We start from the raw sequence: 26431 nt of genomic DNA on the forward strand, positions 1-26431 counted from the left end.
CATGCTCACCGTTCACCATCTCGGCAAATCGCAGTCCGAACGCATCGTCTGGCTCTGCGAGGAGCTCGAGATCCCCTATGAGCTGAAGCGCTATGCGCGCGATTCCGTCACCATGCTGGCGCCGCCCGACTACAAGGCGCTGCATCCGATCGGGGCGGCGCCCGTCATCGTCGACGGTGATCTCGTGCTCGCCGAATCCGGCGCCATCGTCGACTACATCATGGTCAAATACGGCAAGGGCCGCCTCGTGCTTGGCCCGGACGCGCCCGACTTCGCGCAATTCCTGTACTGGTTTCACTTCGCCAATGGCACGCTGCAAGCCGGCATGGGCCGCCTGATGCTGCTGAACCGGCTCAAGCTCGCAGAGGACAATCCGATGCTGGTCGCGACCAAAGCGCGGGTCGATCGCGCATTCGACCTGGTCGATACGCGCGTGCGCGATGCGGAATATCTGGCGGGCAGCAGCTTCACCACGGCCGACATCATGATGGGTTTCTCGCTCACCACGATGCGCTATTTCCAGCCCTACGATCTCGCGCGCTGCCCGAACCTGGTCAAATATCTCGGCCGCATCGGCGCGCGTCCGGCGTACCGGCGCGCGATGGAGAAGGGCGATCCCGGCATGGCGCTGCTGCTGAGCTGAGCGGTGATCAGGCGATCCTGTTCGTGGTCGCCGCCTGTGCTGCGGCCAGCTGCTTCTGCAGGCGATCGATGTTTTGCAGCAGGCGCTGGCTGGTCAGCACCAGGAAGTAGTAGCCGAATTGCGGATCCTGAAAGTAGATCTCGAGCAGGCGGTCATAGGTGATCGTCAGCACCTGGCCGTCTTCGGTGCATTCGATCGTTCCGGTGCGCCGGTTGTCCGGCGTGAGGAAGCCGAGCTCACCCATCAGCGCGCCGGGCCCGATCTCGACATTGATCTCCTTGACCAGGAACTTGCCGGTGACCGTGAGGAGCATCTCCTTGGCCGGATCGCCCAGCTTGAAGAGCGTGTCGCCGTGGCGATATTTGCGCTCGGTCATGAACGGCTTGAGCCACTCGATCGACATGTCGCCTTCGGCCGCATGGCGCGCCTTCTTGACCAGCTTGAGCATCTGCCGCAGGCGCAAGGCGTTGATCGGAAGCAGCAGCAGATACAGCAGGAACGTCGAGACATTGGCCGAGAGCGCGCCGAAGATGGCGAAGAAGGCGCAGCCGACCATGTTGGCGACGCGGAGCGGCACCATCGTCCGCATCAGCAGGGTGGCGACGAAGAAGCCGGCGCCGACTGCGGCGAACATGTTGGCCAGCGTGATGTTGTGGACGAAGATCTCGAGCAGCCGGTTGAAGATTGCGTCGTAGGTGACGTTGTTGGGATCGAGGCCCATCTGGACCAGGATCTTCGCGATCCTCAGATTGTCCGTGGCCGCGTCGAGAATGCGGTCGAGGATCGAGGAAATGTCTGCACTGCCGGACGGCATGGTACTATCCCTGCGTAAGGCTTTCTGTCCTGCTTGGTATTCGTATAGCCGAAATCGAATGACGACGGATTGAATGAAGCCTTCGGCCGTCATGCTGCAAGAGGCAAATTTTAGCCTGAACGGGCATTTCGGCAATTGCCCGTTGGTTGCGCGTATGACCTCGGTGCGGCCCGTGATTCGGTGCCACCGGGGCGCGGGCTTGGGGTGTCGTGAACGGACTTTGGACGGACTTTGGACGGACTTGGGCGCCCTGGCGGCGGGGGCGCGGGGCTATCTCCGCCTCAGGGCTTGGCGGTCGGCTGGATGACCTGCTGCTCGACGAGCGTGAGGTGCCCGGGCAGCGCGCCGGCGCGGAGCAGCATGGCGACGCTGTTGGCCTCCTCGAGGGTGAAATTACCGGAGATCTGGACCGAGCCGCCGGTGATGGGCTCGCGGATCACGGGGGCGGAGATCACCTTGTCGTCGAGCACGATGGCGAAGGATCTGCCGACGTCCTCTTCCGTTACGTGGGCGAGGCGCCGCGTGCCGCGTCCGTTGAAGCGGAACGAGGCGACCGGGTCCTTGGTGCCGGCTGCAAAGCCGGGCGCCGCGTAGTTGATGTCCTCGCCGTCGAGCACACTGTCCTTGGCGACCAGATAGGGCTGCTTGTCCTTGAAGCCGAGCAGGACTTCCGAGCCTTCGGGCGGCGTGCCGGATTGCGCCTGCTCCGGTGACATCGAGGCATCGATCAGGCGGAAGCTGACCTTGACCTTCCGGGCGAAGATCGCGGTGATGTGCTCGGGTTCGGTCACGCCAGGCAGAAAGATGCGGATGCGGTCGGTCCCGTCAGGGGCGACACTGGCAAGCTTGACGCCGGAATCCTTGAGGCGCTGCTCGATCATGGCGATGGACTCTTCGACGAGTTCATTCAGCCGTGCAACGGATGCGGCATCGGTCGGCGCGAGCCTGACCGCTCCGTTGCCGCCGTCAGTCACGGCGAGCGCATGCGAGGGCAGTCCGTCCGCGGCTGCGGCGAGCTTGCGCGCGAGCTGATCGCGGCCTTTGGCGTCCGCGATCTTGACGTCGACGCCGCCGTCGCGGATCGCAAGATTGGAGAAGGCGATATGGCCGTCGTGCAGGTTCTTGTAGACGTCGTCGCGCAGATCCGTGACGACGCTCTCGCGCAGGGCGGAGCTGTCCACCCTGTAGATGATGCGCGACCCGCCCTGCTTTTCCATCTTGTCGCCGACGAAGGCCGTGATCTTGGCGCGCATCTTGTCGAACTGGTCATCGGCGAGCGCGGCGCGAGGCAGGACGATCGCCGCTGCGATGATCGCCGACGTCATGGCGAGTGCGACGATCGGCCGTGCGGCGCGGCCCCGCGGTGGCGTGGTCATGATCACCTCAAGTCTTGCGGCAGGACGCTGGCAGGCGAATCCGACCCATGTTCTTGGTCCCCGGATCGGGCACGGAGGTTCAAACGCCGCGCACCCCAGTGCTACGACAGTAGCCGTTAGGTCATGGACGAACGCCAAATCATCCATCATGCTGTCGGCGCTCGGCCGGCCAATCGGTCGAGGCCTTGCCAAACCAAATGTCAAAAGACAGGGGCGAGGAGATGCATCTGAGGGAGGACGGAATTCCATGGCGGGCATCCACGCGCTCGATCGGCTCATCGGCAACGACTATCCGGAGCTTTTGACGGACGAGGAGGTCCGGGCCTTCGAGCAGGTCCCTTACGCGGACCGTGTCGCGGCCGAGAGCACCTATGATGCGATCAAGCTCGGGGCTGCGCGCAACCCCGACGGGGCGGCGATCCAGTTTCTGCAAAATTCCGATCCGGCCGATACGCCGCTCGTGGTCACCTTCCGCGATTTCATCGCGCGCGCGACGCAAGCCGCCAACATGTTTCACGCGCTCGGCGCGGAAAAGGGCGACGTTATCAGTTTCATGTTGCCGCTGCTGCCCGATGCCTTCGTGACGCTGTTCGGTGCGGAGGCTGCCGGCATCGCCAATCCCGTCAACCCGCTGCTCGAGCCGCACCAGATCGCGGAGATTCTGGAAGCGGCCAACACGAAAATCCTGGTGGCACTCGGGCCGATGCCGGGCACCGACATCTGGCAGAAGGTCGAGCAGATCCGCCCGCAGCTCAAGCACCTCAAGGCGATCGTGCAGGTGGCCGGCGGCGGCGATCCCACCAACGGAATTTTTGCGTTCAACGACCTGATCAAGCAGCAGCCGTCCGACCGGCTTGTCAGCGGGCGCAAGATCGCGGGCCGCGACATCGCGGCGTATTTCCACACCGGCGGCACCACCGGCACGCCGAAGCTGGTGCGGCACACCCATGCCAATCAGGTCTATCAAGCCTGGGCGCTCAATCTGCTGCTGAAGCCGAAGCCGGGCTCCAACCTCCTGTTCGGCATGCCGCTGTTCCATGTCGGCGGATCGTTGACGCAAGTCTTGTTGACGCTGTCGAGCGGCGGCTCGCTGGTCGTGCTGTCGCCGAGCGGCTGGCGCAATCCGAACGCGGTGAAGAACATCTGGGGCCTGGTTGAGCGCTTCAAGCCGGAGGCGCTGTCGAGCGTGCCGACGGTGCTCGCCGCTACGCTCGCGGTGCCGCCCGGCAATGCCGACATCTCCAGCCTGAAATATGCAGCCGGCGGCGGCTCGGCTATCCCGGTTGCGGTCGGCTCGGCAATCCAGGAAAAGCTCAAGCTGCCGGTGGTCGAGGTCTACGGCATGACCGAGACCTCGAGCGTGCACACGCTCGCCTATCCGTCACGGCCGATCCGGCTCGGCTCGGTCGGCCTGCCCATGCCTTATTCGCGGGTGCGCATCGTGCAGCTCGACGCCGATGGCCGCCTGATCCGCGACTGCAAGCCGCACGAGATCGGCGTCGTCATCATGGCCGGGCCCGGCGTGTTCGGCGGCTATCTCAACGACGCCCACAACAAGGGGGCTTTTGTCGACGAGGTCTGGGTCAATTCCGGCGATCTCGGCCGGCTCGATGCCGATGGCTATCTCTGGATCACAGGCCGCGCCAAGGACCTCGTGATCCGCGGCGGTCACAACATCGATCCGGCGCCGATCGAGGAGATCATGTTCCGACATCCCGCCGTCGGCTTTGCCGCGGTGGTCGGCCAGCCCGACGCTTATGCCGGCGAACTGCCTGTGGGCTATGTGCAGTTGAAGCCCGGCGCGTCCGTCGAGCCCGGCGAGCTCGAGTCGTGGGTGCGCGAGCGCACGCCGGAGCGCGCCGCCGTTCCGGTGCAGGTCATCCCGATCGACCCGATGCCGGTGACCGGCGTCGGCAAGGTGTTCAAGCCGCAACTGCGCTGGGATGCGGCGCAGCGCGTGTTCACCAAGGTGCTGGCGCCGCTGATCGCGCGCGGCATCGACTGCAAGGTGAAGGTCGGCGCCCATGGCAGCCACGGCTCGATCGCAACCGTCACGCTTGCGGGGCTTCCGGCGGACCAGCGCGAAATCGTTGCCGGCGAGGTGCACACGCTGCTTGCACCATTCGTGATGCGGCACGAGGTGGTATTCGGCTAAGTGCGGCCGTGCATGCCCCAACACTTCCGATTGGACAATGCCTCGCCACTAGCCGCGGATCGCCGCGTTGGCCCTTTCGGCCGCGCCCGTCATCGCATCCTTCGCCGGTTTTGCCCCGTTGACCACTTCATTCACGCCGATCATGAAGGCGTCCAGGATCGGTCGCGATTGCGCATGGAAAAGGATCGCCTTGGCACGGTCGACATCGGCATTCTGCAGATTGGTCAACGCCGCCTCGGCGGCTTGCGAGCCGAACGCCTTCTTGAAGCCCTCGCTCGACCAGGCCGACACGCGCGTCGTCGCCAGTCCCGCTGCAGCAGTCCGCAGCGAGGTCGCCTTGCTCGTCGCCCAGAGCAGGAACAGGAAAGCCGCGCGCTTGTTTCGGGATTTGGAATTGATGCACGCCTGCCAGTGCGACATGAAGGGAACGGGTTCGCGACCGGCGAGATGCGGAAAGCTTGCAAAGCCGGCCTGCTTAGCGACACGGCTTTTCGCAGGATTGGAGATGTCGGTCGCAAAGTTGCTGCTGTCGATGGCCATGGCCGTCCGTCCCTGGAGGAAGTCATCCAGCACGTTGTACCACTCATAGCTGCCAACGCCGGCAGGCCCGGCCTGACTGAGCAGCTGACCGTACATCTCGACGGCCGCGATCGCCTCCGGGCTCGCGAAGGCGACCCTGTTGTGCTCGACCATGGCCCCACCGTAGGAGAACACGAAGCCCATGGCCGGCGGGGAGGAATTGCCGCCGGCCTGGGCCCGCATGGCGATCCCCGAGATCCCGTTGGCCTTGACCGTCTTGGCGGTGGCAAGCAGCTCTTCGAAAGTCTGGGGAACAGGCAGATCCTTCGCTGCCATCGCATCTCGGTTGATGAACAGGGTCATCGCCTCTGAGGTAATCGGAACGGCGTACCGTTCGCCGTCCGACCACAGCGGGAAGGCTCGGGCCGTCTTGAGCAGGTCGCTCTCGTCGTACCAGGCGGGATCGGTCAGCGACTTCTGGGAATAATAGCCGTTCAGCGGCTCCAGCCATCCATTCGAGATGCCCTGGCCATAGGTCGTGAACATGAAGACGTCAGGCGTGCTGCTGCCGCGGGCGAGCCTGATCGGCAGCGCGCCGAGATACGTGGTTTCCAGTTGGAAATCGATGGTGACATTGATGCCGGTGAGTATGGTGAACTCCGGCAACAGCGGCGTGATCGCATTCGACCACGGATGGATCGCGCCCGAAAGCGCGACCGTCTGTCCCGCAAATTGCTTCCAGTCGATCGCGGCGCCGGCATCGGCCGGGGGGGCATCCTCCGCCAGGCCCCGCCCTGGCAACAGCCCGACTGCCGGTAAGACGGCTCCCGCCGCGCCCAATCCCTTGACGAAGCTCCGACGGCTGGTTGGCACCCCACCGCTCCCTGAGTTTCCGGCTGGCACCATGTTGGCGCTCCTAATTGCGGGCAGTCAATTACAACAAGGGAGACGTCACCCGTGACATTGTGCTCCGCCAACTGGCGGATTTCGGCGCCAGTGGAGCATGCGTCGCGAATGGCTGGTTCCCCTCACCTGCGCGGACCGCCCATGCTATCGTTCCAGCAACGCTCCGGTCCGACGCGCGTCGAAGATCCACGGCCAATGTCAGTCCTTGCTCCGGGCTATTATCTGCGGTGGTTTGCTCGTCCGCTGATCCTTGCGGTCGCAGTGCTTTTGACCCTGTTTGTCGCGACCGGCTTCCTTGGCCTGCAATATTGGCAGGAGCGGCAAGCAGCTCATCACTTCACCGAGCATAGCCGCCAGGTACTCGAAACGCTCGATCGGCTGCGGGCGATCGTCGCGGAGCTCGAGACCGAAAGGCGCGGGTATCTCATGACCCTCGACCCCGCCTATCTCAAGGCCTACGGCGTCTCTGACGAAAGTGTACGACGGGAAGCTCAGGCGCTGCAGACGCTGGTCGCGGACGATCCGTTGCAGGGCCTTCGGGCCGGACATCTGGCACTGACAGTTGCAGCCACGCTGCGCGAGATCGACGAGCTGCTGAAGACGGCCGGCACGTCCGGGCAGGCCGCGTTGGCAATGATCCGCAGCATGGACGAGATCCGCTCGCAAATCGACCAGATGGTGGATCACGAGCGCTTTCGGCTCGCCAACCGGGAGGCGCGTGCCGAAGCATTCGAGCGACGCTGGACCTGGCTGATCGCCGGCGCCGTTGTCCTCGTCGTCGCGCTGGCCGGAGCGGCGCTGGCGCTCGCGCGGCTCGAAGCGAAGCGGCGGAGAAAGGCGACCGAGGAGAACATCCAGCTCCAGAGTGATCTTGCAGCACGAGATATCAAGATCAGGCGCCTGTTCGATGCCAACATCATCGGCATCATCATCTGGGAAGTCCAGGGGCGCATTCTCGAGGCGAATGATGCGTTCCTGCGCATCGTGGGATACGACCGGGAGGATCTCGCCTCAGGACGCTTGCATCGGACCGATCTCACACCGCCGGAATGGCGCGACCGCGACTTGCAGACCGTGGCGGAATTGAAGCGGGTCGGGACGGCCCACCCATTCGAGAAGGAGTATGTGCGGAAGGACGGAAGCCGTGTGCCGGTGCTGATCGGCGGGACCATGTTTGGAGAAGGTACGGATAATGGCGTCGGCTTTGTCCTCGATCTGACGGCTCTCAAGCGGGCTGAAGCCGAAGGCCGCGAACACGAGCGGCGCTACCGTGAAGCCTTGATGGAGCTCGCGCACGCCAATCGCGTCACTACGATGGGGCAACTCACCGCTTCGATCGCCCATGAAGTCAACCAGCCGATCGCCGCGATCGTGGCGAACGCCGAGGCCGGGTTGAACTGGTTGGAGACTCAACCGCCAAATACGGAGCGGGTGCGACAGACGCTCGACTGGATCACCAATGACGGCATGCGAGCCGGCGACATCATCGGTCGGATCCGGGCGCTCATCAGGAATGCTCCCCCGCAAAAGGAGAATCTGGAGATCAACCAGGCGGTGCTTGAGGTCATCGCGCTGACACGCAGTGAAGCGTTCAAGAACGGCGTCTCGGTGCGAACGCAATTTGACGAGGGCTTGCCACCCATTCAGGCAGATCGGGTTCAACTTCAGCAAGTGGTGCTCAACCTGATCGTCAACGCGATCGAGGCGATGGCCGCGGTCGGCGAGGGAGGACGCGAGTTGCTGATCAGCACCGGCAGAGATGGATCGGACGGCGTGCACGTCACCTTGCGGGATTCCGGTCCGGGGCTGGATCCGCAGAACATGGAGCGCCTGTTCGACGCCTTCTACACCACCAAGCCCACAGGTATGGGGATGGGCCTGGCCATCTGCCGCTCGATCATCGAGGCGCATGGCGGGCGGATGTGGGCCGGCCCAAACGAGCCTCGGGGCGCCGTCTTCCAGTTCACCCTGCCTCTCGCGTCAGACCAGACCGCATCTCGCGCGATGAGCGCGGGTGAGCCGATGGGCCTACGCTCGGTGGTCCGATGATGGGCTCCGCGGTGCGCGTGTTCAAGGTGCACACGCTGCTCGCGCCGTTAGTGATGCACGAGGTCGTGCAGGCGTAGGAGCGCGCAAGGCTTGCATGCCTCGCCACGAGCGCGCATCATCCCCAAAAAAACACTGGGGGAAACCGATGTGCCAAGTCTCTCGCCGCCGCCACCTTCAACAATTGTCGGGCGTGTTCGGAGCCGCTGCGCTCTCCGGGTGGTCGAGCCAGGCGCGGGCTGCAGAGCCGGATATTCCCCCTGAAGGCATCGGTAAGGGCATCCAGCACATCTCCTACAGCGACATCGGCGGACGGCCCGACAGCGTCCAGGTGATGTTAAACCGGCAGCACATCTATGTCGGGCACATGTTCAGCGACGGCGTGACGATTTTGGACGCCTCCGATCCGCGTGCGCTGAAGCCGGTCAATTTCTTCACGGCGGGACAATACACCCGCACCCACCATCTCCAGGTGGCCGAAGACATGCTGCTGCTTGCAAACGGCGCCAATATCGTCGCGATGCAGTCCTACGACAATATGCGCGGCTATTTCGAGAACACGCTGGTCGACAGCATCACCAAGGCGAAGAAATTCCGCTCGGGCCTCTCCATTCACGACATCTCCAAACCCGGCAAGATGCGCGAGATCGCATTCCTCGAAATACCCGGCTTTGGCATCAACCGTCTCTGGTGGCCGGGCGGCCGCTATGCCTATGTGTCGGCGCATTTCGATGGATTCACCGACCACATCCTCTGCGTGGTCGACCTCAAGACCATCACCAAGCCGGAGATCGTCGCAAAATGGTGGCTGCCGGGCATGAACCGCGCGGCCGGCGAGCCGGCGACGCCGAAGGGCAAGCGCTTCGCGCTCCATCACATGATCACGGCGGGTGATCGCGGCTATGCCGCCTGGCGCGATGGTGGCTTCACCATCCACGACATCAGCGATCCCACAAATCCAAAACTGCTGTCCCACATCAACTGGTCGCCGCCCTTTGCCGGCGGCACGCACACGCCGCTGCCGCTGCCGAAGCGTCAGCTTGCGATCGTCGCGGATGAAGCGAACGCGGATCAATGCGCCAAGGGCCTGTTCCATACATTCGTGCTCGACGTCCGCGCGCCGGAAAACCCGGTGCCGATCGCAACCCTGCCGACGCCGCGCGACCGCGATTTCTGCACGAACGGTACCTTCGGCCCGCATAATCTGCACGAGAACCGTCCGGGCTCATTCCAGAGCGAGGAGACGATTTTCGCGACCTATAACAATGCCGGCGTGAGAGTGTTCGATGTCAGGGATGCCTTTGCGCCGAAGGAGATCGCGTACTGGGTGCCGCCGACGCCGAACAAGCTCGTCGACCCTCGCCCGAACGTCGCGCTCGCGGCGAAGACCTGTGACGCCTATGTCCGGCCCGACGGCATGATGTTCGTCAGCGACTGGAACGCCGGCATGCACGTGCTGCAATATCAGGGGTGAGAAGCAGGTAGTCGTAGGGTGGGCAAAGGCGCGAAGCGCCGTGCCCACCATTCGCAGCGGAGCACAGTGGTGGGCACGCTTGCGCTTTGCCCACCCTACGAGACCGACGCTACCCCACCGGCATCGCGGTTTCGATCAGGCGCACCCAGAACGATGCGCCGTGGCCGAGGATGTTGTCGTTGAAGACGTAGGCCGGGTGGTGGCACGCCGGGCTGTCACCCATGCCGACCAGCACCATTGCGCCGGGCCGCTCTTCGAGCATGAACGAGAAATCCTCCGCGCCCATCATCGGAATGATTTTGTCGTTGACGCGGTCGGCACCGACGATGTCGCGGGCGACGTCGGCGGCGACGCCGGCTTCGCGCGCATGATTGAAGGTCACCGGATACATCCGCGTATATTTCGTTTCCGCCGAGCCGCCATAGGCGCGCGCGACGCTTTCGGCGACTTCGCCGATCCGGCGCTCGACGAGATCACGTACGTCGGGATCGAGCGTGCGCACGGTGCCGCTGAGCTCGGCGGTCTCGGGGATGATGTTGAAGGCGGTGCCGGCGTGGAATTGCGTGACCGAGATCACCGCCGATTTCAGCGGATCGACGTTGCGCGCGACGATCGATTGCAGCGCGTTGACGATCTGCGAGCCGATCAGGACGCTGTCGATCGCCTGGTGCGGGGTGGCGCCGGCATGGCCGCCCTTGCCGTGCACGGTGATGCGGATGTTGTCGGAAGAGGCGAGCAGCGGACCGGGCGTGGTCGCGAAATGCCCCTCGGCGAGGCCCGGCATGTTGTGCATGCCGTAGACTTGGTCGATGTTCCAGCGCGTCATCAGCCCGTCCTCGACCATGGCCTTGCCGCCGCCGCCACCTTCCTCGGCGGGCTGGAAGATCACGACCGCCGTGCCGTCGAAATTGCGCGTCTCGGCGAGGTACTTTGCGGCGCCCAGCAGCATCGCGGTGTGGCCGTCATGGCCGCAGGCGTGCATCTTGCCCGGGATCTTCGAGGCGTAGGGCACATCGGCGGTTTCCACGATCGGCAGCGCGTCCATGTCGGCGCGCAGGCCGATAGCCTTCCCGGAGCCGGACTTGCGGCCGCGGATCACGCCGACCACGCCGGTGCGGCCGATCCCCGTGACCACCTCGTCGCAGCCGAACTCGCGAAGCTTGTCGGCGACGATGCCGGCGGTGCGGTGGACTTCGTAGAGCAGCTCCGGATTCTCGTGGAAGTCATGGCGCCAGGCGGCCATTTCGTCGGAGAGGGCGGCGATGCGGTTGACGATGGGCATGGGGAGGATCCGTTTCTTCTTCGTAGGGCGGGTGAGCGCAGGGTAACCCGCCGGGGAGGTGGGCGGCGACTTTAGGGGGTGGCGCCGGTCAAAATGCTTTTTACGCCGTGATTTGGCAGAGGGGGAGGGCCAAACAAACGGTACGGCAAGGTGGCGGGGGATGATGGATGTTTTCGGCCTCCGACGCGGCCGGCGGCCCGGGCTGGGTCGGCTGGCAGGGCGACCCGCAAATATTAACTGTCAATCACGGATCATTGACTGACAGATATTGAAATCTGTCAGAGAGAGATGTATATCCGTTCTCGGACGCTCCGATTGGGCGTCTGGCGGCATCCCGGAAGCCCAGAGTCCCAACAAATGAGGATCGAGGGTCGAAATTGAATAATGGGGATCGCCAATGATTGGAGACTTGCGACAATGACGACCGAAATCATCAATCTCACCGGGACGATTGGGCATTGGCTCAATTTACTGGTAGCGCGCCAGATCGCGGCGCAGGCTGCAAAACTGCCTCATTAAAGCGAGAGCTTTCCGAACCGACCGGTGTGGGCGCTTCGGTAAGCATCCATCGCCGGGTAACTGGACCCTGAACGGGGAATATGGTGCTGGCATGAACGAAGCCGTTATCTTGACGCCGGAGCGAATCCTCGAAGTCACCGAGGACGTCTTGCGGCGCTACGGACTTGCCAAGGCCACAGTGGTCGACGTTGCCCGTGCGCTCGATGTGAGCCACGGCAGCGTCTATCGCCATTTCCCGAGCAAGGCCTCGCTGCGTGAGGCCGTAGCCAAGCGCTGGCTCGACCGTATTGACGCGCCGCTCCTGGCCATCGCCGAGGAGCAGGGCCCTGCGCCGGCGCGGCTCGACCGCTGGCTTCGCACGCTGTTCGCGGCCAAGCGTTCACGCGTGCTCGAGGACCCCGAGATGTTCGAGACCTATCTGACGCTGGCCCGCGAGGCCTGCGCGGCGGTCAAGTGTCACAAGGACACCATGATCGACCAGATCGCAGCGATCCTGTCCGATGGCGTGAAGCAGGGCGTGTTCGAAGTGACCGACGTCAAGACCACCGCACGTGCCCTGTTCGATGCGACCTGCCGCTTCCACCATCCGGCCCATGCCGACGAATGGAAGGATGCCGAGCTGCCCGCGCGCGTCGATGCGACGCTCGCCCTGTTGCTGCGTGGGCTGAAGGCGGCCTAGAAGCGCTCCTCCTAGCTTACCCTCTTGGCTTGAAGCGCTCCGCCGTTGCGGGGCGCGGACGAGGATGTGGCGTGCCTTCGCGGGTGGAATGTGCCGTCGGACGACGGGACGACCGGCGGGCTCTCCGGATATGCACTGACCGCGATCTCGACGACGTCCTTCGACTGCTTTCGGAGGCGGTAGAATGTCAGCTCCTGATCGAGCATAGGACAGCGGAACTGGACAACAGCCGTGTCCGGCAAGCGGCAAAGCTGGTCGATCAGCTCGCCTACGGTGATGACGGTGGGATGGTCAACTGCCTTGTGATGAACTTTACTCATGGCGTGTTACTCCTCCGCTCCGCTACTAACCGGGGTTGGATGGCCTGCGTTCCATTGCGTTCAGCAGATTGAAGGACCCGGAAATCCGGCAGTCCCGCTGCTAGATCTTCGTCAGCCCGCAAGCTGCCGCCAGCCGGACGAGCTGCGCATCCGTGCGTGTGCCAGTCTTGGTCTTGATCAAGTAGTGATAATTCTGGACCGTCTTGACGCTGAGATTGAGATGCGTCGCGATCTCTTCGGTGGTGGCGCCGCCGGCGAACTGGCGCAAAATCTCGATCTCGCGCTCGCCCAGCTGATCCAGCGCCGAGCCTGTCGACAGGCTGTCCTCGGCCAGCACATGCGCGATGTCGTCGCTCATGGCCCGCTCGCCGCGGGCGACGCTGCGGATGGCGTTGACGACGGCGGAGGGGGCGCTGCTCTTGGTGACGAAGCCGGAAGCGCCGGCACTGAACGCGGCTTTCACCAGCACGGCCTCGTTGTGCATGGTGAAGACGAGGATCCGCGCCCGCGGATTGCGCGCGCGGATGTTGCGGATCGCCTCGAGGCCGCTGGCACCGGGCATCGAGATGTCCATCACGACGACGTCGGGATCATGCGTCTTGAAGGCGCCATAGGCATCCGCGGCGTTGTCGGCTTCCGCCACGACGTGGAGATCGCCCTGGCTCTCCAGCACGCGCCGATAGCCTTGGCGGACGATCGGATGGTCGTCGACCAGCAGCACCGATATGCCTGTTGCTGCGACCTCGCTCATGGCCGTCTCATGCAGCCAGCGGGATCGTCGCGGCGACGCTGAGGCCGTGCCTCGCGGGCAGGATCGACAGCGAACCGCCGGCTGCTGTCACGCGCTCGCGGACGCCCGTGAGGCCGAAGCCGGTCGACCGCGCCACGCATGCCGCATCGCCGCCGCCGTCGTCCTCGACGCGGATCAGAAGCGCATCGTCCTCGCCCGCGCACCGCTCGACGTGTAACGAGATCTCGCGGGCCGCACCGTGGCGCAGCGCATTGGTCAGGCATTCCTGGGCGACGCGATAGGCGGTTGTGGCGGCCGGACCGCTGATGTCGGTGAGGTCGCCCTTGAGGTCGAGCTGGATCGTCGGCTGCGTCGCGCTCTGCGAGCGCCAGCTGTCGACGAGGTTGACGAGGCTCGCTTCCAGCCCGAGCTCCTCGGGCAGGGGATTGCGCAGGCGTTTCAGCGCATCGCGCAGCGAGGCCATCAGATGGTGCGTGGCCTGCGAGATCATGCGCGCGTCCTGCGCGATGCCATGATCCTTGTCTCTCGTACTCGCGGTCTCGATCGTGTTGGCGAAAGCCAGGATGGCAGAAAGATTTTGTCCGAACTCGTCGTGCAGCTCGCGGGCGAGCGCGCGACGTTCGTCGTCGCGGATCTCGATCAGGCGCCGCGTCAGCGCCGCGCGTTGTTCGACGGATTCTTCCAGCCGGCTGCCGAGTTTCTCGACGGCGCCGCCGATCATCCCAAGCTCCATGGAGCGGAAGCGCGGCAGCTTGGTGCGGTACTGGCCGCGCGCCATGCGTTGCAGGGCCGTCACGATGGCGCGCGCCGGAGCCAGCGTGTGTGCGATCGCAAGCGAAGCGAGCAGCGCGATCGCCGCCGCCATCAGCAGCGCGACGTCGATCACGTTGAGGATGTACTCCCAGGCGAGCAAGATTGCGGCTGCTTCGTCCGGCGTCGCGACGACCGTTCCGGCGGCAGCGGCGCGCGGGCTGACCGGCCGCACCACCTCGGCGTGGCTGCCGAGGAAGGTCGGCACGATCGACGCGAACCAGCGCGGCGGCGCCCTGCCGATGCCCTGGCTCTGGCCGCACAGTGGCTTTTCGAATGCGGTCGCCGGCTGGAACTCGACGCAGACGCCGGGCGAGATCAGCTTCATCGTCTCCAGCGTCCGCCACTCCGGAACCGGCACGAGATGCTCGCGCATTCTGCTGCTGCGCAGCAAGAGCTCATGCCAGTACAGTGCCTGAAGCGCCTGCGCGACCCGCTGCGCGGAGGCCGCAGTCGCCCGGTCGATGCTGCGATAGGCATCGAACGTGGCCCATATGGTCGCGGCGCCCAGGCAGAGCGCAACGATGAGGAGCAGGCGGGCGACAAGCTGAAGCACGAGGCGCATGCGATCACCCCAAAGTTTGGTAAGCTCAGCCTAACAACGTCGCCGCGCCTTGCCAATTGCAGGGTTTGGGCCGGAGCGCGGCTCGGGCAAATTTCCCAAGCCGGATTGGGCATGGGTCTTTGGACCTGGTGCGGCGGCTTTGATCTAATCGGCAAGGATTCTTTACAAGCCAATCGTCGCAGGCCAATCCCTGCAGGTCAGGAGCAGTGCAGCATGAGTTCGATGACGATTGGACCGATCGCGAACACCGCGACTGACCCATCCGAGCGCAGCGCGCTGCTGTTCTGGATGATCTTCACAGGGCTGTCGATCTTTGCCGTCGTGCTGCTGTGGCGGTTCGGCCTGATCCATCTGATGCTGACCTCGGACCGGACCTACATTTCGAGCGTGATCGCGGTGCTCTATATCCTGACCTGCGGTCATTGCTTCCTGCGCACACGGGCAATTGCCCGTGAGGGGGCGGCGGCACGGCGCTGCCGCGCGGTGTTGGCGGCGCCAGATGGCAGCAAGGTGCTCGATGCGAGCGCGTCTGCGCTGCCGCGCGGGCTGGTGCGGGATCACATCGAGAGCCTCGTGACCAAGGCCGCCGCGCAGGACTACCGCCCGGTCGACCAGACGCTGCTGTTGCGGACGCTTGCCGACCGCCTGCGCGGCTCCAACGGGTTCGGTGCCTTCGTCTCCGATACGCTGATGAAGCTCGGCCTGCTCGGCACCATCATCGGCTTCATCATCATGCTGGCGCCGATTGCCGGACTGGATGCCGCGGACAAGGTCGCGATGCGCTCCTCGATGGGGCTGATGAGCGACGGCATGGCGGTTGCGATGTACACGACTCTCGCCGGCCTCGTCGGCTCGATCCTGGTCCGCATCCAGTACTACATGCTCGATTCCGCGACCCAGCGGGTGTTCTCGGATGCCGTGGTGCTGACGGAGACCTATGTGACGCCTGTCCTGGAGCGCAAAGGCGCTGGAACGCCGTCATGATGGATGATTTCGGCCTCTATCCGCGCGAGGAGCCGTTCGATCCGCTGGGCGTGATGCTGTTCAAGGCGCTCCAGGTGGTCGCCTTCCTGTTCTTCCTCGCGCTGCTCGCGGTCTCGCCCGATGCCAAGGAGGGCAAGATCGACTCCAAGGCCGAGTTCATGATCACGCTGGACTGGCCGGACAATCACCCTGACGATCTCGACCTGTTCGTGCAGGACCCCGCCGGCAACATCGCCTGGTATCGCCACCGCGAGGCCGGCTTCCTCACGCTCGATCGCGACGATCGCGGTGGGGCCAACGACTTCATCATGGTCAACGGCAAGAAGATCGCCTCGCCCATCCGCGAGGAGATCGTGACGGTGCGCGGCATCGTCGCCGGCGAATACACCGTCAACGTCTCGCATTTCGTCGCCACGACCGGCGAGCCTGTTACGGCCAATGTGAAGGTGCAGAAGCTCAATCCGACCGCGCAGGTGGTCTTCGACAACAAGTTCACGCTCGACCACACCGGTGACGAGAAGACCGCGGTGCGGTTCCGGCTCGATGCCGAAGGCAAGGTGGTCAATGTGGACCAGCGGCCGAAATCGCTGCTGGAAACCTTCCGCAGCACCTGGCGCAACGGCGCTGACGTCGACCCCAAGACCGGTGTGAGGATACGCCGTGATTAATTTGCCGACGGTCATTCTCACGCTGTCGGTCGCCTATGCCGTGATCGGCGCGTTGTTGCTGGTCGTGCTGGTCTATGCGCGGCTGCACTGGTCGCTGAAGGCGGTCGCGGTGGTCGTGACCAGCGCCTTCTATGTCGTCAGCTTCTCGGAAATGCGCGGGCTGCTCGGCTGGGCCAGCACGGACAGGCTGCCCACCGCGTTCAAGCTGCTCAAGGCGCGGATCGTCGAGCCGCATTCGCTGGAGGGCGATCCCGGCTCGATCTATCTGTGGGTCGAGGAGCTCGACGAGGATCACCGTCCGAGCGGAATTCCGCGCGCCTTCCGTGTCCCCTACAACGACACTCTGGCCGACAAGACCCATGCAGCCGAGAACGAGATCGCTGCGGGCCACCCGCAAGGCGGGCGCGCGGCCGACTTTGGCGGCGGCGAGGGCAGCCTGATCGACATGGTCCGGGAATATGTGACGCCCAAGGTCATTCTCGAGACCAGCGGCGGCGATTCCTCCACCGGCGAGTTCAATGCCCCGCCGGCCGGCGCGCAAGGAGCGGTGTTCACGCCGCTGCCGCCACCCCGGATGCCGCCCAAGGACGAGCAATAGCCTCTTCACCATTGCGCAGCGCGGCACTGGTAAACCGCCCGGCGCTGGCGCATCTTGTTGACCTCCCTCAAATCGGCTTTATCGGCCTCAAGAATTTGAGGGTGGAGGGTGCGTGCTTCTCGCTGTCTTCTCGGATATCCACGGCAACCGGCAGGCGTTCGAGGCGTGCCTGAAGGTGGCCCGCGCGAAGGGCGCAGAGCGGTTTGTCATGCTCGGCGATTTCGTCGGCTATGGTGCCGATCCGGAATGGGTCGTGGATACCGCGATGGAGCTGGTCGCCCAGGGCGCCGTCGCCGTTCGCGGCAATCACGACCAGGCCGTGAACTCCTCGTCCGAGACCATGAACAATGAGGCGCAGATCGCGATCGAATGGACGCGCGGGCGGCTCGACATCGCGCAGCGCCGGTTTCTTGCCGAACTGCCGATGCTCGTCGAGGACGGCGACCGTCTGTTCGTGCACTCGGAAGCCTCTCATCCCCAGCGCTGGCATTACATTCGCTCGACGGCGGACGCTGCCAGGAGCCTGATATCGACCCCCGCCCACGTGACTTTCTGCGGCCACATTCACCGTCCCGCGCTCTATTCGATGTCGGTGACGGCGAAGATGACGGGCCTCGTGCCCAAGACCGATGTTTCCATGCCGCTCCTGCGCGGGCGGCAATGGCTCGCCGTGCTTGGTGCGGTCGGTCAGCCGCGCGACGGTGATCCATCGGCGGCGTTCGTGCTGTTCGATACGACCTCATGCCAGATCACGTATTGCCGCGCCCCCTACGACGTGGCGAGCGCGGCGAACCGGATTCGGGAGAACGGCCTGCCGCACTGGCTCGCAGACCGGCTATCGGAGGGGCGCTAAAGGCCGATGCCGAAACCCATGGTCAAACCCGGCGCCGTGATCGACGGCTACACGATTGGCGAATGCGTTCATGCCGGCGGCATGGCGACGCTCTGGACCGTCACCCATGCCGGCATTGACGCCCGGCTGCTGATGAAGATCCCAAGGGCGTCCGAGGGCGAGGACCCAGCGGCGATCGTCTCCTTCGAGATGGAGATGATGATCCTGCCCCGGCTGACAGGGCCGCATGTGCCGCACTGCTACGGCACCGGCGATTTCGCGCATCAGGCCTACGCCGTGATCGAGCGAATTTCGGGGACAACGCTCTACAAGCGGTTGCCCGACCTGCCGCTGCCTTACGATGACGTTCGGCTGCTCGTCGCCAAGATCGCGACCGCGCTCGCTGATTTGCACCGGCAGAACGTGATCCATCACGACATCAAGCCGAGCAGCATCATGTTCCGCGATAATGGTGAGGCCGTGCTGATCGACTTTGGCCTGTCGCATCATAATCATCTGCCCGATCTGATGCAGGCGGAGTTCCGCCTGCCTTACGGCACCGCGCCCTATATGGCGCCGGAACGGCTGTTGGGGGTGCGCGACGATCCCCGCAGCGATCTGTTTTCGCTCGGCGTGCTGCTCTATTTCTTCACCACCGGCGAACGTCCATTCGGCGAGGGTGAGACGCTGCGCGCGATGCGGCGCCGGCTGTGGCGCGATCCTTATCCGCCGCGTGCGCTACGCAGCGACTATCCGCCCTGGCTCCAGGAGGTGGTGCTGCGGTGTCTCGAGATCGAGCCGGACTGGCGCTATCCGACAGCGGCCCAGCTCGCCTTCGATCTGACCCATCCGGACCAGGTCAAGCTCACCGCGCGCGCGGAGCGGATGAAGCGCGACCCCCTCAGTGTCGCCTGGCGGCGCCGTTTCAATCCCGACGTCAAGCCGTCGGGTGCGAGATCGGATCTTGCGACGCAAATTGCGATGAGCCCGATCGTTACGGTCGCGCTCGACACGGCGGAGGGTGCGCCGGAATTGAACGAGTCGCTGCGAGTCACCACAGAGCGCATCCTGGCGACGCTGCCGTCAGCCCGGCTCGCCTGTGTCAATGTGTTGAAGCTCAATCGCATTGCCGTCGACAAGACGCTGGACGAACAGGGCTCCAACAAGCACATCGACCGCCTTGTCGCGCTCCGGCACTGGGCGACACCCTTGAAGCTGGACGAGAGCCGGCTGTCGGTTCATGTGCTGGAGGCCGTCGATCCCGCGGCTGCATTGCTGGAGTTCGCCGAGGTCAACCAGGTCGACCATGTCATCATCGGCGCGCGACAGGGCTCGTTTCGGCGCACGTTGCTCGGCAGCGTCTCGGCAAAGGTGGCTGCGGAGGCGACCTGCACTGTCACTGTGGTGCGGCCGCCGCGGATGGCTGCCGCGAAACCGGACGCCGGCGTGGTGTGGGGCTAGGAAAGATCAGGCCGCGTGGGCTATGTGGACCGAGCGCTTGCGGCGGATCGGCCAGGTGAAGTGCGGGCCGGCCTCGCCGTGATCCGCGCTGCCGCCGAAGTACTGAATGATCTCGCGGCAGGGTTCGCAGTTGAAGAGGTTACGCGACGCTGACGCCTTGGTCATTTCCTTCAGGCAGTTCGGGCAGTGCGGTTTCATCGATCTGGTCCAGAGCAAGATTTCAATGCTGGCGCGATGACCGGAACGGGTGGTCCGGGTCCGCCGTCTCGACGCGGGGATCGTCGATCATCGCGCCTTCGGTGCGTTCAAGCCGCCCGAAGAAATAGTCGAGGCTCGGATGCGGGCGGCGCGGGATGCGGCATCTGCGTTTCGGCTGACGCTTGACGAGGGCGATCTGCATGGCATCAGGCCCGGTAGCGGTCGCGGCCGATGATGCGGGTCGAACGCGCCGGGGCCCTTACCGGTCCGGCCGACGGGCCGAACACAACGAACGCGCAAAAACCAATCCACAACGCCACGCCAGTCCAAACCAGGGTCGTCGTCATGATGTGCTCCTGTCCAATCAGGCAGGAACCACTAACGGTGATTTGCACGAATCAGGGAAGCCCGGAGGAGTACGGGGCGTGGTTGCAATTTTAGGTATTGCGCGTCGCAACAGCCGCAAGGACCGCAGGTTTGCGGGTGCGTAGCGCTGCTTCAGATCGCTTCGCCGCGGGCGCCGAGCGCCGCGTTGCGGATCGCTGCGATGTTGGTCTTGTAGGCGTCCTGCGTGCCGCCTTTGAAGACGGAGGTGCCGGCGACGAAGGCATTGGCGCCGGCAGCCGCGAGCACGCCGGCGTTGTCGGGGCCGACTCCGCCGTCGACCTCGATGTCGATCGGACGGCCGGCCATCATCGCGCGGATGTCGCTGATCTTGCCGATCGCCGAATGGATGAAGGCCTGGCCGCCGAAGCCCGGATTGACCGACATCACCAGCACGAGGTCGACCAGGTCGAGCACATATTCGAGCACGCTGATCGGCGTGCCAGGATTGAGCGAGACGCCGGCCTTCTTGCCGAGCGCGCGGATCGCTTGGAGCGAGCGGTGCAAGTGCGGGCCCGCCTCGGCATGCACGGTGATGTGGTCGCAGCCGGCCTTGGCAAAGGCCTCGAGATAGGGATCACAGGGCGAGATCATCAGATGCGCGTCGAACACCTTCTTGGTGTGCGGGCGCATCGCCTTGATGACGTCGGGGCCGTAGGAGATGTTGGGCACGAAGTGGCCGTCCATCACGTCGAGATGGATCCAGTCGGCGCCTGCGGCATCGACCGCGCGAACCTCCTCGCCGAGCTTCGAGAAATCCGAGGCCAGGATCGAGGGCGCGATAGCCAGGGGGCGGCGGGCGAAGGCTTGGGTCATGGCGCGGTTTCCCGTGGCGGCCGAAGGGCGAATGGCCTCGCCTAACATGGGCCCCTCGGCGCGGCAATGCAGGGGGATGGGCTTCCTGTGGGCGGGAAAATTCTGCCCTCGGCGGCATGAATTGCCGATGTTCCCCGATCCCGGAGAGTGCGGCGGATACGGATTTCATTGAGCTTTTCGCGCTGGCACGACGCTTGCTGACCTGACGGCCAGAACATTGGCCGCGGCATGCCGCATGGGTTGGAGTTGTGCAATGTTGTTTGCGCTTGGCGCCGTCTCGAGTGCGCTCGATGCCATTCAATCGCTGACGAGCTCGAAGTCCTCGTCGTCGACCCAGAAGACCGGATCGTCGCGAGCTGCGACCGATCCATTCGCAATCGACACCAGCAGCAACAGCACGAGCAGTGGCGCGACGTCATCGGTCAATTCCGGCAATTGCGCGCAGATCTCGCCGGAGACGATGAGCGCGCTGATTGCCGCGCAAAGCCAGTCGTCGGACGGCACGAGCAGCTCGACCGGTTCCACATCGGCGAGCTCGACGTCCTCGACATCGACGAGCCGGGATGATGCGTTGAAGGATCTGTTCTCGCAGATCGACGCCAATGGCGACGGCCAGATCAGCAAGTCCGAATTCGAGACCGCGCTGGGCGCCGGCGGCACCAACCTGGCACAGGCCGACGACGTGTTCTCCAAGCTCGATGGCAATTCCGACGGCAGCGCCAGCCTCGACGAGATGTCGAAGGCGCTGAAGGGCAGCGGACATCATGGCGGCCACCACCATGCGCAGGCCGCGAGCGGCTCGGGCGATGCGTCCGGCAGCAACTCCGATTCCTCGTCGTCATCGTCGAGCGGCGGGTCGACCTCGACCACGTCGACCGGCGCCGACGGCTCGACCACCACCACCGTCACCTATGCCGATGGCTTCAAGATGACGACGACGGTGCCGGGCACCTCCAGCTCTTCAAGCGCGTCGGGCGGCGGCAATTCGCCCTATGACTGGTTCGGCCAGATGATGCAGCGCCAGGCGCAGACCGCAGCGGGATCCGCGGCTTCATCGATGTCGATGAGCGTGTAAGCGCGCTCTGAAGCCCTAGCCAAACCGATCCTTCCACGCCGGTTGCGCGCCGGGGAACGGCAACGCGGTCGCGCTGTAGACGCCGCGGGCGATCGCGCGCGCAACCACGTTGGCTGCGACCATGCCGAGCTCGGTGAGGCCTGCGACCGGATCGATCGGCTTCGCACATGTCGCGGCGGCAAACAGCACGTCACCGTCCGTCGGGGCATGCACCGGATAGATCGCGCGCGCAAAGCCGGTATGCGCGATCATCGCCAGCCGCTTGGCCTGCGGCTTGGTCAGCGCCGCTTCGGTGACGACGATGCCGATCGTCGTGTTCTCGCGCTCGGTTGCGGCGGGGCCGCCCTTGATGCGCATCTTGAGCATGTCGTCGGTAAATTTGTCAGGCAGCCCGCGGCCGCCGAACTCGCCGTCGACCTCGAACGGCGCCGCCCAGAACCACGGTCCGTCGCCGACGGTGGCGCTGCCGACCGCATTGACGGCGATGAGCGCCGCGACCATCACGCCATTGCTGGTGACGGCGGAGGCCGAGCCGAGTCCGCCCTTGAATGTCGCGGTGGTGGCACCAAAGCCGGCGCCGACGCTGCCGAGCGCAAAATCCATCCCGGCGGCAACTGCTGCGGCATAGCCGAGATCGCGATAGGGCGCGAAGCGGCCCCACGCCTTATCGCCGCCGTTGAGCAGATCGAACAGGATCGCGCCCGGCACGATCGGGATCAGCGCCTCGCGCACGCGGAAGCCGCGGCCCTGCTCGGCAAGCCAGGCCTGGATGCCGCCGCCGGCCTCGATCCCGAAGGCGGAACCGCCGGACAGTGCGATCGCGTCAACGCGTTCGACCGTGCCGGCAGGATCGAGCAACGCGGCCTCGCGTGTCCCGGGTCCGCCGCCACGGATGTCGATCGCTGCCACCGCCGGCTGGTCGAACACGATCGCCGTCGCGCCTGAAGCGAGTCTTGCATCATGGGCGTGGCCGACGCGGACGCCGGCGATATCGGTGAGGAGGTTTTTCAAGGATGGCACTCCGCTGCGTCGCCTTCAGCGATAGCGCAGGCGAGCGGCCCGCTCAACTCGCCAGCGCCGTCCTGAGCATCTTGGCAAGCTCCGATTTGCGGTAGGGCTTTGCCAGCAGCAGCACGCCGGAATCGAGCCGGCCGTGATGGACGATGGCGTTTTCCGTATAGCCTGAGGTGAACAGCGTCTTCAGGTCGGGGCGCCGCCGTGCAGCCTCGTCGGCGAGCTGGCGGCCATTCATGTTGCCCGGCATGATGATGTCGGTGAAGAGCAGGTCGATGTCCTTGTCGGCATCGATGATGGCGAGGGCTTCGGCGGCGTTCGCCGCCTCGAGCGCGGTATAGCCGAGGCTCTTGACCTGGGTCATGACATACTGCCGCACCAGCGCGTCGTCCTCGACGACGAGGATTCTCTCGTTGCCGCCGGTGACGGGCACGTTCTGGAGCGACTCGTACTCGGTCTCCTGCACGCCGGTGGAACGCGGCAGGTAGATCTTCACGCTCGTGCCGTGGCCTTCCTCGCTGTAGATCTTGATGTGGCCGCCGGATTGCTTGACGAAGCCGAACACCATGCTCAGGCCGAGGCCGGTACCCTTGCCGACTTCCTTGGTGGTGAAGAAGGGGTCGAACACCCGCTCGATCAGATCCGCCGGTATGCCCGAGCCGGTGTCGCTCACCGCGATCATCACGTAATTGCCGGCGACGACGTCGGGGTTCATGCTGGCATAGCCGTCGTCGAGGAAGATGTTGCGGGTCTCCAGCACCAGCGTGCCGCCGTCGGGCATCGCATCGCGCGCGTTCAGCGCCAGATTGAGGATCGCGGTGGAGAGCTGGCCCGGATCGACCAGAGCGGGCCAGGCATCCTCGGTGAGCTGCGGCAGGATGGTGATCTGCTCGCCCAGTGTCGGGTGCAGCAGCTTGGCGGCCTCGAGCGTCAGCGCGTTGACGTCGATCTCGCGCGGCTGAAGCGGCTGCTTGCGGGCGAAGGCGAGCAGATGCTTGGTCAGTTGCGCGCCGCGCTCGGCGGCATCGTCGATCAGCTTGGTGATGGCGGCGAGCTCGGGTCGATCGGCCACCGCGTCCGCCAGGATACCGATCGTGCCGGTGATGACAGTGAGCACGTTGTTGAAATCGTGGGCGACGCCGCCGGTCAGCTGGCCGATCGAATCCATCTTCTGCACTTGCCGGAACTGGGCTTCCGCAGCCTGCTTCTCGGTCAGGTCGCGACCGATGAAGAAATGGCGCTTCACAGGCTCCGACCAGGTTCCCATCCAGTTCAGTGAGACCTCGTGACCGTCATAGTGGTAGTAGCGCGCCTCGAAGCTGCGCTTGGTCTGGCCGCGGCGCGCCGCGCGCATCTCGGCCCGCGTCTTCTCGAGGTCGTCGGGATGGATGAAGTCGGTCGCGCTATGGCCGATCATGTCCTCCGGGCTCAAGCCGAGAATGTCCTTCACGCTCGGGCTGACCTGGATGAAATTGCCAAAACCGTCGGTGACAAGGATCAGGTCGCGCGAGGTTTCGAAGATGCGCTCACGCTCCTCGATCTCGCGCCGCAGCTTCTCGCGCGATTGCTTTTCCTCGGTGATGTCATGGGCAATCTTGGATGCACCGATGATTTGCCCGCTGTCCGATCGCAGCGGCGAGACATTCAGGACGACGTGAAGGAGACGGCCGTCCTTGCGGAGGCGGACCGTCTCGTGCTGGGCGATCGACTCGTTGCTGCTGATGCGGTTGAGAATTCCCCTGGCTTCGGCCCTGCGGTCCTCGGGCACCATGAGGTCGATCGACTGGCCGACGGCCTCGGCGGCAGAATAGCCGAACAGGTGCTCGGCAGCCTTGTTCCAACCGGTGATGATGCCGTCGAGCGACTCGGTGATGATCGCATCGTTGGAGGACTCGACGACGGCGCCATACAGCGCGAGGCGTTTGCCGTAGAAGTCGCGATCCGACGCCGACTGTTCGCGCAACCGGCCGACGAGGCCCACCGTGTGGGCCTGAAGGCGGACATTCTCGATCAGTAGCACCGCGAGCACAAAGATTGCGGCGCAGAGCCCGTAGAGGCGGCCCGCGTAGAAACCGAGATCGTAGCGGGCGCTGTTGAATATCCCCGATAGGGCAATATCAAATAGCCAGGCGCACATCACCGCCATGAGCCAGACGTCGATCACCGCATGCGGCCGCTTGAACCACAGACCGATCAGGGCAGCAAAGCTCAAAGACCACACGAACGAGATCACGCCTACCTGCACGGTCGTGAAGCCGCCGCCTGCCTTCAACAGCGGCGGAAGCAGACCGTGCCCGGCGGTCACGATCCAGGTGAGGGCCGCCACTGCTGCGCCGACACCGAGCAAGCTGCCGATGATCGCGTTTCGCGTCGAACCGGAGATTTCGACTCCGCCGTTCACCCCCTTGCACCAGACATAAGCCAGCACGAACCCTGGAAAGCCGCCGTGCCAGATCATGTAGAGCCAGGCGGTTGTCTGCGGCCCGGCGCCAAACAGCCCATTCGGAGCGAAAAGGCCGGGAAAGCTGAGCGCGTGGACCAGGGCGGCTGTTGCCGTGAACAGATAGCCGCTTGAAAGCCACAACAGGGCGCGGGTCCGCAACACCGCAAATTGCGAGAACAACAGCACTGCAGTGATGATGTCGCAGACAGCGAGAGCGGATTGATAGCTCCCGATGAAGGCCGGCACCTGTATCAGCGGCGTAGGCGCGAATGGGACGGCCAGCGCGAACAGGATCGCGGAGATGCCGACGATCGCCAATGCTGCAGTACGATCGCTCTGCGTGGCCGGCAAGGTCGAAAGGAATGTGCTTCGGTCGTTCTTTGCGTGCACGTTGACCTCTCGCTGGGTCGGCATGGTAGTCCGCATGACTTCGTTGGCAGGCTGCCTTGGTCTTCTGTCTTGATTCTTCTGTCTTGGCCCCCATGGTAGCCCGCTCAGGGCACGTGTCCCGACGGAACCCGCCCGCGACTCAACCGAAGGTTACAGCTTACTTAACTTGAACAGAGAATCGGAATAGGGAATCGGTAAGGTTGGCTTTACTCGATCGACCCATACTGCCTTGGCGCACGTTGCCGTTGAATTGAACCAATTCATGGTACGAATCCGGGAGTTGTTCCCATGCCCTGTGTCCTTGTTGTCGACGACCAGAAGGACGTCCGCGCCATGGTCTCGATCGTGCTTCGGGTCAATCGTTATGACGTTGTTGAAGCGGAGAGCGGCGCGGGCGGCCTGAAGGCCTTCGACGAGAACGTTTTCGACGCAGCGATTGTCGACATTTTCCTGACCGATACCAGTGGTATCGAGGTCATGGCCGCTATTCGCGAGCGGGTTCCCGGATTTCCGATCGTGGCGGTATCAGGCATGACGGCGCTGGACTTCATCGGCGAGGCGCCCGGCCTTGACGGCGTGGTCTGCCTGCAAAAGCCGTTTCGGCCGAACGACCTGCTGCAAGCGCTCCGGAAGGCGCAAGGAGATGCGGGCGGCGAATTGTCCGCAGCCGTCTGACCGGACTTCAAAAGAAAACGCCCCGGCGAACCGG

The 26431-nt window shown here is 64.5% G+C and carries 25 protein-coding genes; 12 read left to right on the forward strand and 13 right to left on the reverse strand.

Features of this window, described 5'->3' with window-relative positions:
• The first annotated feature begins 1 nt into the window (after position 1).
• Positions 2–643 (forward strand): glutathione S-transferase family protein, encoded by a 642-nt coding sequence (locus ABIC09_RS08595; protein ID WP_354109001.1) that lies wholly within the window; start codon positions 2–4, stop codon positions 641–643.
• A gap of 7 nt (positions 644–650) precedes the next feature.
• Here ABIC09_RS08595 and ABIC09_RS08600 read toward each other — a convergent pair whose 3' ends face one another.
• Complete coding sequence (locus ABIC09_RS08600) at positions 651–1457, reverse strand: Crp/Fnr family transcriptional regulator (RefSeq protein ID WP_187434868.1); 807 nt, start codon at positions 1455–1457, stop codon at positions 651–653.
• Between the two features lie 281 nt (positions 1458–1738).
• Positions 1739–2833 (reverse strand): SecDF P1 head subdomain-containing protein, encoded by a 1095-nt coding sequence (locus ABIC09_RS08605; RefSeq protein ID WP_354109002.1) that lies wholly within the window; start codon positions 2831–2833, stop codon positions 1739–1741.
• 247 nt (positions 2834–3080) lie between these two features.
• Here ABIC09_RS08605 and ABIC09_RS08610 point away from each other — a divergent pair, with 247 nt between their 5' ends.
• Entirely contained in the window at positions 3081–4988 is a 1908-nt protein-coding gene (locus ABIC09_RS08610; protein WP_354109003.1) for an acyl-CoA synthetase, read from the forward strand.
• A 48-nt stretch (positions 4989–5036) separates the two neighbouring features.
• On the opposite strand, the gene ABIC09_RS08615 is transcribed toward ABIC09_RS08610, so the two are convergent.
• Complete coding sequence (locus ABIC09_RS08615) at positions 5037–6380, reverse strand: ABC transporter substrate-binding protein (protein ID WP_354033282.1); 1344 nt, start codon at positions 6378–6380, stop codon at positions 5037–5039.
• 228 nt (positions 6381–6608) lie between these two features.
• Here ABIC09_RS08615 and ABIC09_RS08620 point away from each other — a divergent pair, with 228 nt between their 5' ends.
• Positions 6609–8462, forward strand: coding sequence for an ATP-binding protein (locus ABIC09_RS08620; protein WP_502917658.1), 1854 nt, complete (start codon positions 6609–6611; stop codon positions 8460–8462).
• Between the two features lie 145 nt (positions 8463–8607).
• Complete coding sequence (locus ABIC09_RS08625; protein WP_354083887.1) at positions 8608–9933, forward strand: LVIVD repeat-containing protein; 1326 nt, start codon at positions 8608–8610, stop codon at positions 9931–9933.
• Positions 9934–10042: 109 nt separating this feature from the next.
• Here the strand turns inward: ABIC09_RS08625 and ABIC09_RS08630 are convergent, their stop codons facing one another.
• On the reverse strand, positions 10043–11215 hold the full coding sequence (locus ABIC09_RS08630) for a M20 aminoacylase family protein (RefSeq protein WP_354109005.1): 1173 nt from the start codon (positions 11213–11215) through the stop codon (positions 10043–10045).
• A gap of 610 nt (positions 11216–11825) precedes the next feature.
• Here ABIC09_RS08630 and ABIC09_RS08635 point away from each other — a divergent pair.
• Entirely contained in the window at positions 11826–12413 is a 588-nt protein-coding gene (locus tag ABIC09_RS08635) for a TetR/AcrR family transcriptional regulator (RefSeq protein WP_354033286.1), read from the forward strand.
• A gap of 11 nt (positions 12414–12424) precedes the next feature.
• Here ABIC09_RS08635 and ABIC09_RS08640 read toward each other — a convergent pair whose 3' ends face one another.
• The 3 genes from ABIC09_RS08640 to ABIC09_RS08650 form a co-directional block, all read right to left on the reverse strand.
• Complete coding sequence (locus ABIC09_RS08640; RefSeq protein WP_354109006.1) at positions 12425–12733, reverse strand: hypothetical protein; 309 nt, start codon at positions 12731–12733, stop codon at positions 12425–12427.
• Positions 12734–12833: 100 nt separating this feature from the next.
• Positions 12834–13484 carry a response regulator gene (locus tag ABIC09_RS08645; RefSeq protein ID WP_148751491.1) on the reverse strand — a complete coding sequence of 217 codons (651 nt, stop codon included), beginning with the start codon at positions 13482–13484 and terminating at the stop codon, positions 12834–12836.
• A gap of 7 nt (positions 13485–13491) precedes the next feature.
• Positions 13492–14859 carry a sensor histidine kinase gene (locus ABIC09_RS08650; RefSeq protein ID WP_354109007.1) on the reverse strand — a complete coding sequence of 456 codons (1368 nt, stop codon included), beginning with the start codon at positions 14857–14859 and terminating at the stop codon, positions 13492–13494.
• A gap of 213 nt (positions 14860–15072) precedes the next feature.
• On the opposite strand from ABIC09_RS08650, the gene ABIC09_RS08655 reads away from it, so the two are divergent.
• From ABIC09_RS08655 to ABIC09_RS08675, 5 genes are all read left to right on the forward strand, one after another.
• Complete coding sequence (locus tag ABIC09_RS08655) at positions 15073–15843, forward strand: MotA/TolQ/ExbB proton channel family protein (RefSeq protein ID WP_148751493.1); 771 nt, start codon at positions 15073–15075, stop codon at positions 15841–15843.
• A complete protein-coding gene (locus ABIC09_RS08660) occupies positions 15840–16511 on the forward strand; it encodes a DUF2135 domain-containing protein (RefSeq protein WP_027534510.1) in 672 nt (223 codons plus the stop codon). Before ABIC09_RS08655 ends, ABIC09_RS08660 begins: the two co-directional genes overlap by 4 nt.
• Positions 16504–17109 (forward strand): hypothetical protein, encoded by a 606-nt coding sequence (locus tag ABIC09_RS08665; RefSeq protein ID WP_354109008.1) that lies wholly within the window; start codon positions 16504–16506, stop codon positions 17107–17109. Before ABIC09_RS08660 ends, ABIC09_RS08665 begins: the two co-directional genes overlap by 8 nt.
• A 112-nt stretch (positions 17110–17221) precedes the next feature.
• On the forward strand, positions 17222–17962 hold the full coding sequence (locus ABIC09_RS08670) for a metallophosphoesterase family protein (protein WP_354109009.1): 741 nt from the start codon (positions 17222–17224) through the stop codon (positions 17960–17962).
• A 6-nt stretch (positions 17963–17968) separates the two neighbouring features.
• Positions 17969–19402: a serine/threonine protein kinase gene (locus ABIC09_RS08675; RefSeq protein WP_354109010.1), complete on the forward strand. Its 1434-nt coding sequence runs from the start codon at positions 17969–17971 to the stop codon at positions 19400–19402.
• A gap of 6 nt (positions 19403–19408) precedes the next feature.
• On the opposite strand, the gene ABIC09_RS08680 is transcribed toward ABIC09_RS08675, so the two are convergent.
• From ABIC09_RS08680 to rpe, 4 genes are all read right to left on the reverse strand, one after another.
• Entirely contained in the window at positions 19409–19600 is a 192-nt protein-coding gene (locus ABIC09_RS08680; protein ID WP_148751497.1) for a hypothetical protein, read from the reverse strand.
• 22 nt (positions 19601–19622) lie between these two features.
• The gene (locus tag ABIC09_RS08685) at positions 19623–19802 is read right to left on the reverse strand and encodes a hypothetical protein (protein WP_354109011.1); all 180 of its coding nucleotides are present in this window, start codon (positions 19800–19802) and stop codon (positions 19623–19625) included.
• A gap of 4 nt (positions 19803–19806) precedes the next feature.
• Positions 19807–19947: a hypothetical protein gene (locus tag ABIC09_RS08690; RefSeq protein WP_354109012.1), complete on the reverse strand. Its 141-nt coding sequence runs from the start codon at positions 19945–19947 to the stop codon at positions 19807–19809.
• A 151-nt stretch (positions 19948–20098) separates the two neighbouring features.
• Positions 20099–20800, reverse strand: a complete 702-nt coding sequence (rpe, locus tag ABIC09_RS08695; protein ID WP_354109013.1) for a ribulose-phosphate 3-epimerase — start codon at positions 20798–20800, stop codon at positions 20099–20101.
• A gap of 253 nt (positions 20801–21053) precedes the next feature.
• Between rpe and ABIC09_RS08700 the strand changes: the two genes are divergently transcribed.
• Complete coding sequence (locus tag ABIC09_RS08700) at positions 21054–21875, forward strand: EF-hand domain-containing protein (protein ID WP_354109014.1); 822 nt, start codon at positions 21054–21056, stop codon at positions 21873–21875.
• A gap of 15 nt (positions 21876–21890) precedes the next feature.
• Here ABIC09_RS08700 and ABIC09_RS08705 read toward each other — a convergent pair whose 3' ends face one another.
• Together ABIC09_RS08705 and ABIC09_RS08710 are read right to left on the reverse strand one after the other, a co-directional pair.
• Positions 21891–22886, reverse strand: coding sequence for a P1 family peptidase (locus ABIC09_RS08705; RefSeq protein WP_148751501.1), 996 nt, complete (start codon positions 22884–22886; stop codon positions 21891–21893).
• A gap of 52 nt (positions 22887–22938) precedes the next feature.
• Positions 22939–25746, reverse strand: coding sequence for a PAS domain S-box protein (locus ABIC09_RS08710; RefSeq protein ID WP_354109015.1), 2808 nt, complete (start codon positions 25744–25746; stop codon positions 22939–22941).
• Between the two features lie 264 nt (positions 25747–26010).
• Here ABIC09_RS08710 and ABIC09_RS08715 point away from each other — a divergent pair, with 264 nt between their 5' ends.
• Positions 26011–26397, forward strand: coding sequence for a response regulator (locus ABIC09_RS08715; RefSeq protein WP_148751503.1), 387 nt, complete (start codon positions 26011–26013; stop codon positions 26395–26397).
• Positions 26398–26431: the final 34 nt, after the last annotated feature.

It is taken from the genome of Bradyrhizobium sp. S3.12.5 (assembly GCF_040548225.1).
Classification (GTDB): domain Bacteria; phylum Pseudomonadota; class Alphaproteobacteria; order Rhizobiales; family Xanthobacteraceae; genus Bradyrhizobium; species Bradyrhizobium cytisi.

Coding starts and splice junctions, on each gene's coding strand:
- ABIC09_RS08635 (WP_354033286.1), top strand. CDS start 11,826: ATGAACGAAGCCGTTATCTTGACGCCGGAGCGAATCCTCGAAGTCACC.
- ABIC09_RS08595 (WP_354109001.1), top strand. CDS start 2: ATGCTCACCGTTCACCATCTCGGCAAATCGCAGTCCGAACGCATCGTC.
- ABIC09_RS08710 (WP_354109015.1), bottom strand. CDS start 25,746: ATGCCGACCCAGCGAGAGGTCAACGTGCACGCAAAGAACGACCGAAGC.
- ABIC09_RS08715 (WP_148751503.1), top strand. CDS start 26,011: ATGCCCTGTGTCCTTGTTGTCGACGACCAGAAGGACGTCCGCGCCATG.
- ABIC09_RS08610 (WP_354109003.1), top strand. CDS start 3,081: ATGGCGGGCATCCACGCGCTCGATCGGCTCATCGGCAACGACTATCCG.
- rpe (WP_354109013.1), bottom strand. CDS start 20,800: ATGACCCAAGCCTTCGCCCGCCGCCCCCTGGCTATCGCGCCCTCGATC.
- ABIC09_RS08685 (WP_354109011.1), bottom strand. CDS start 19,802: ATGCAGATCGCCCTCGTCAAGCGTCAGCCGAAACGCAGATGCCGCATC.
- ABIC09_RS08630 (WP_354109005.1), bottom strand. CDS start 11,215: ATGCCCATCGTCAACCGCATCGCCGCCCTCTCCGACGAAATGGCCGCC.
- ABIC09_RS08640 (WP_354109006.1), bottom strand. CDS start 12,733: ATGAGTAAAGTTCATCACAAGGCAGTTGACCATCCCACCGTCATCACC.
- ABIC09_RS08650 (WP_354109007.1), bottom strand. CDS start 14,859: ATGCGCCTCGTGCTTCAGCTTGTCGCCCGCCTGCTCCTCATCGTTGCG.
- ABIC09_RS08675 (WP_354109010.1), top strand. CDS start 17,969: ATGCCGAAACCCATGGTCAAACCCGGCGCCGTGATCGACGGCTACACG.
- ABIC09_RS08625 (WP_354083887.1), top strand. CDS start 8,608: ATGTGCCAAGTCTCTCGCCGCCGCCACCTTCAACAATTGTCGGGCGTG.
- ABIC09_RS08660 (WP_027534510.1), top strand. CDS start 15,840: ATGATGGATGATTTCGGCCTCTATCCGCGCGAGGAGCCGTTCGATCCG.
- ABIC09_RS08605 (WP_354109002.1), bottom strand. CDS start 2,833: ATGACCACGCCACCGCGGGGCCGCGCCGCACGGCCGATCGTCGCACTC.
- ABIC09_RS08655 (WP_148751493.1), top strand. CDS start 15,073: ATGAGTTCGATGACGATTGGACCGATCGCGAACACCGCGACTGACCCA.
- ABIC09_RS08700 (WP_354109014.1), top strand. CDS start 21,054: ATGTTGTTTGCGCTTGGCGCCGTCTCGAGTGCGCTCGATGCCATTCAA.
- ABIC09_RS08690 (WP_354109012.1), bottom strand. CDS start 19,947: ATGACGACGACCCTGGTTTGGACTGGCGTGGCGTTGTGGATTGGTTTT.
- ABIC09_RS08600 (WP_187434868.1), bottom strand. CDS start 1,457: ATGCCGTCCGGCAGTGCAGACATTTCCTCGATCCTCGACCGCATTCTC.
- ABIC09_RS08620 (WP_502917658.1), top strand. CDS start 6,609: ATGTCAGTCCTTGCTCCGGGCTATTATCTGCGGTGGTTTGCTCGTCCG.
- ABIC09_RS08680 (WP_148751497.1), bottom strand. CDS start 19,600: ATGAAACCGCACTGCCCGAACTGCCTGAAGGAAATGACCAAGGCGTCA.
- ABIC09_RS08645 (WP_148751491.1), bottom strand. CDS start 13,484: ATGAGCGAGGTCGCAGCAACAGGCATATCGGTGCTGCTGGTCGACGAC.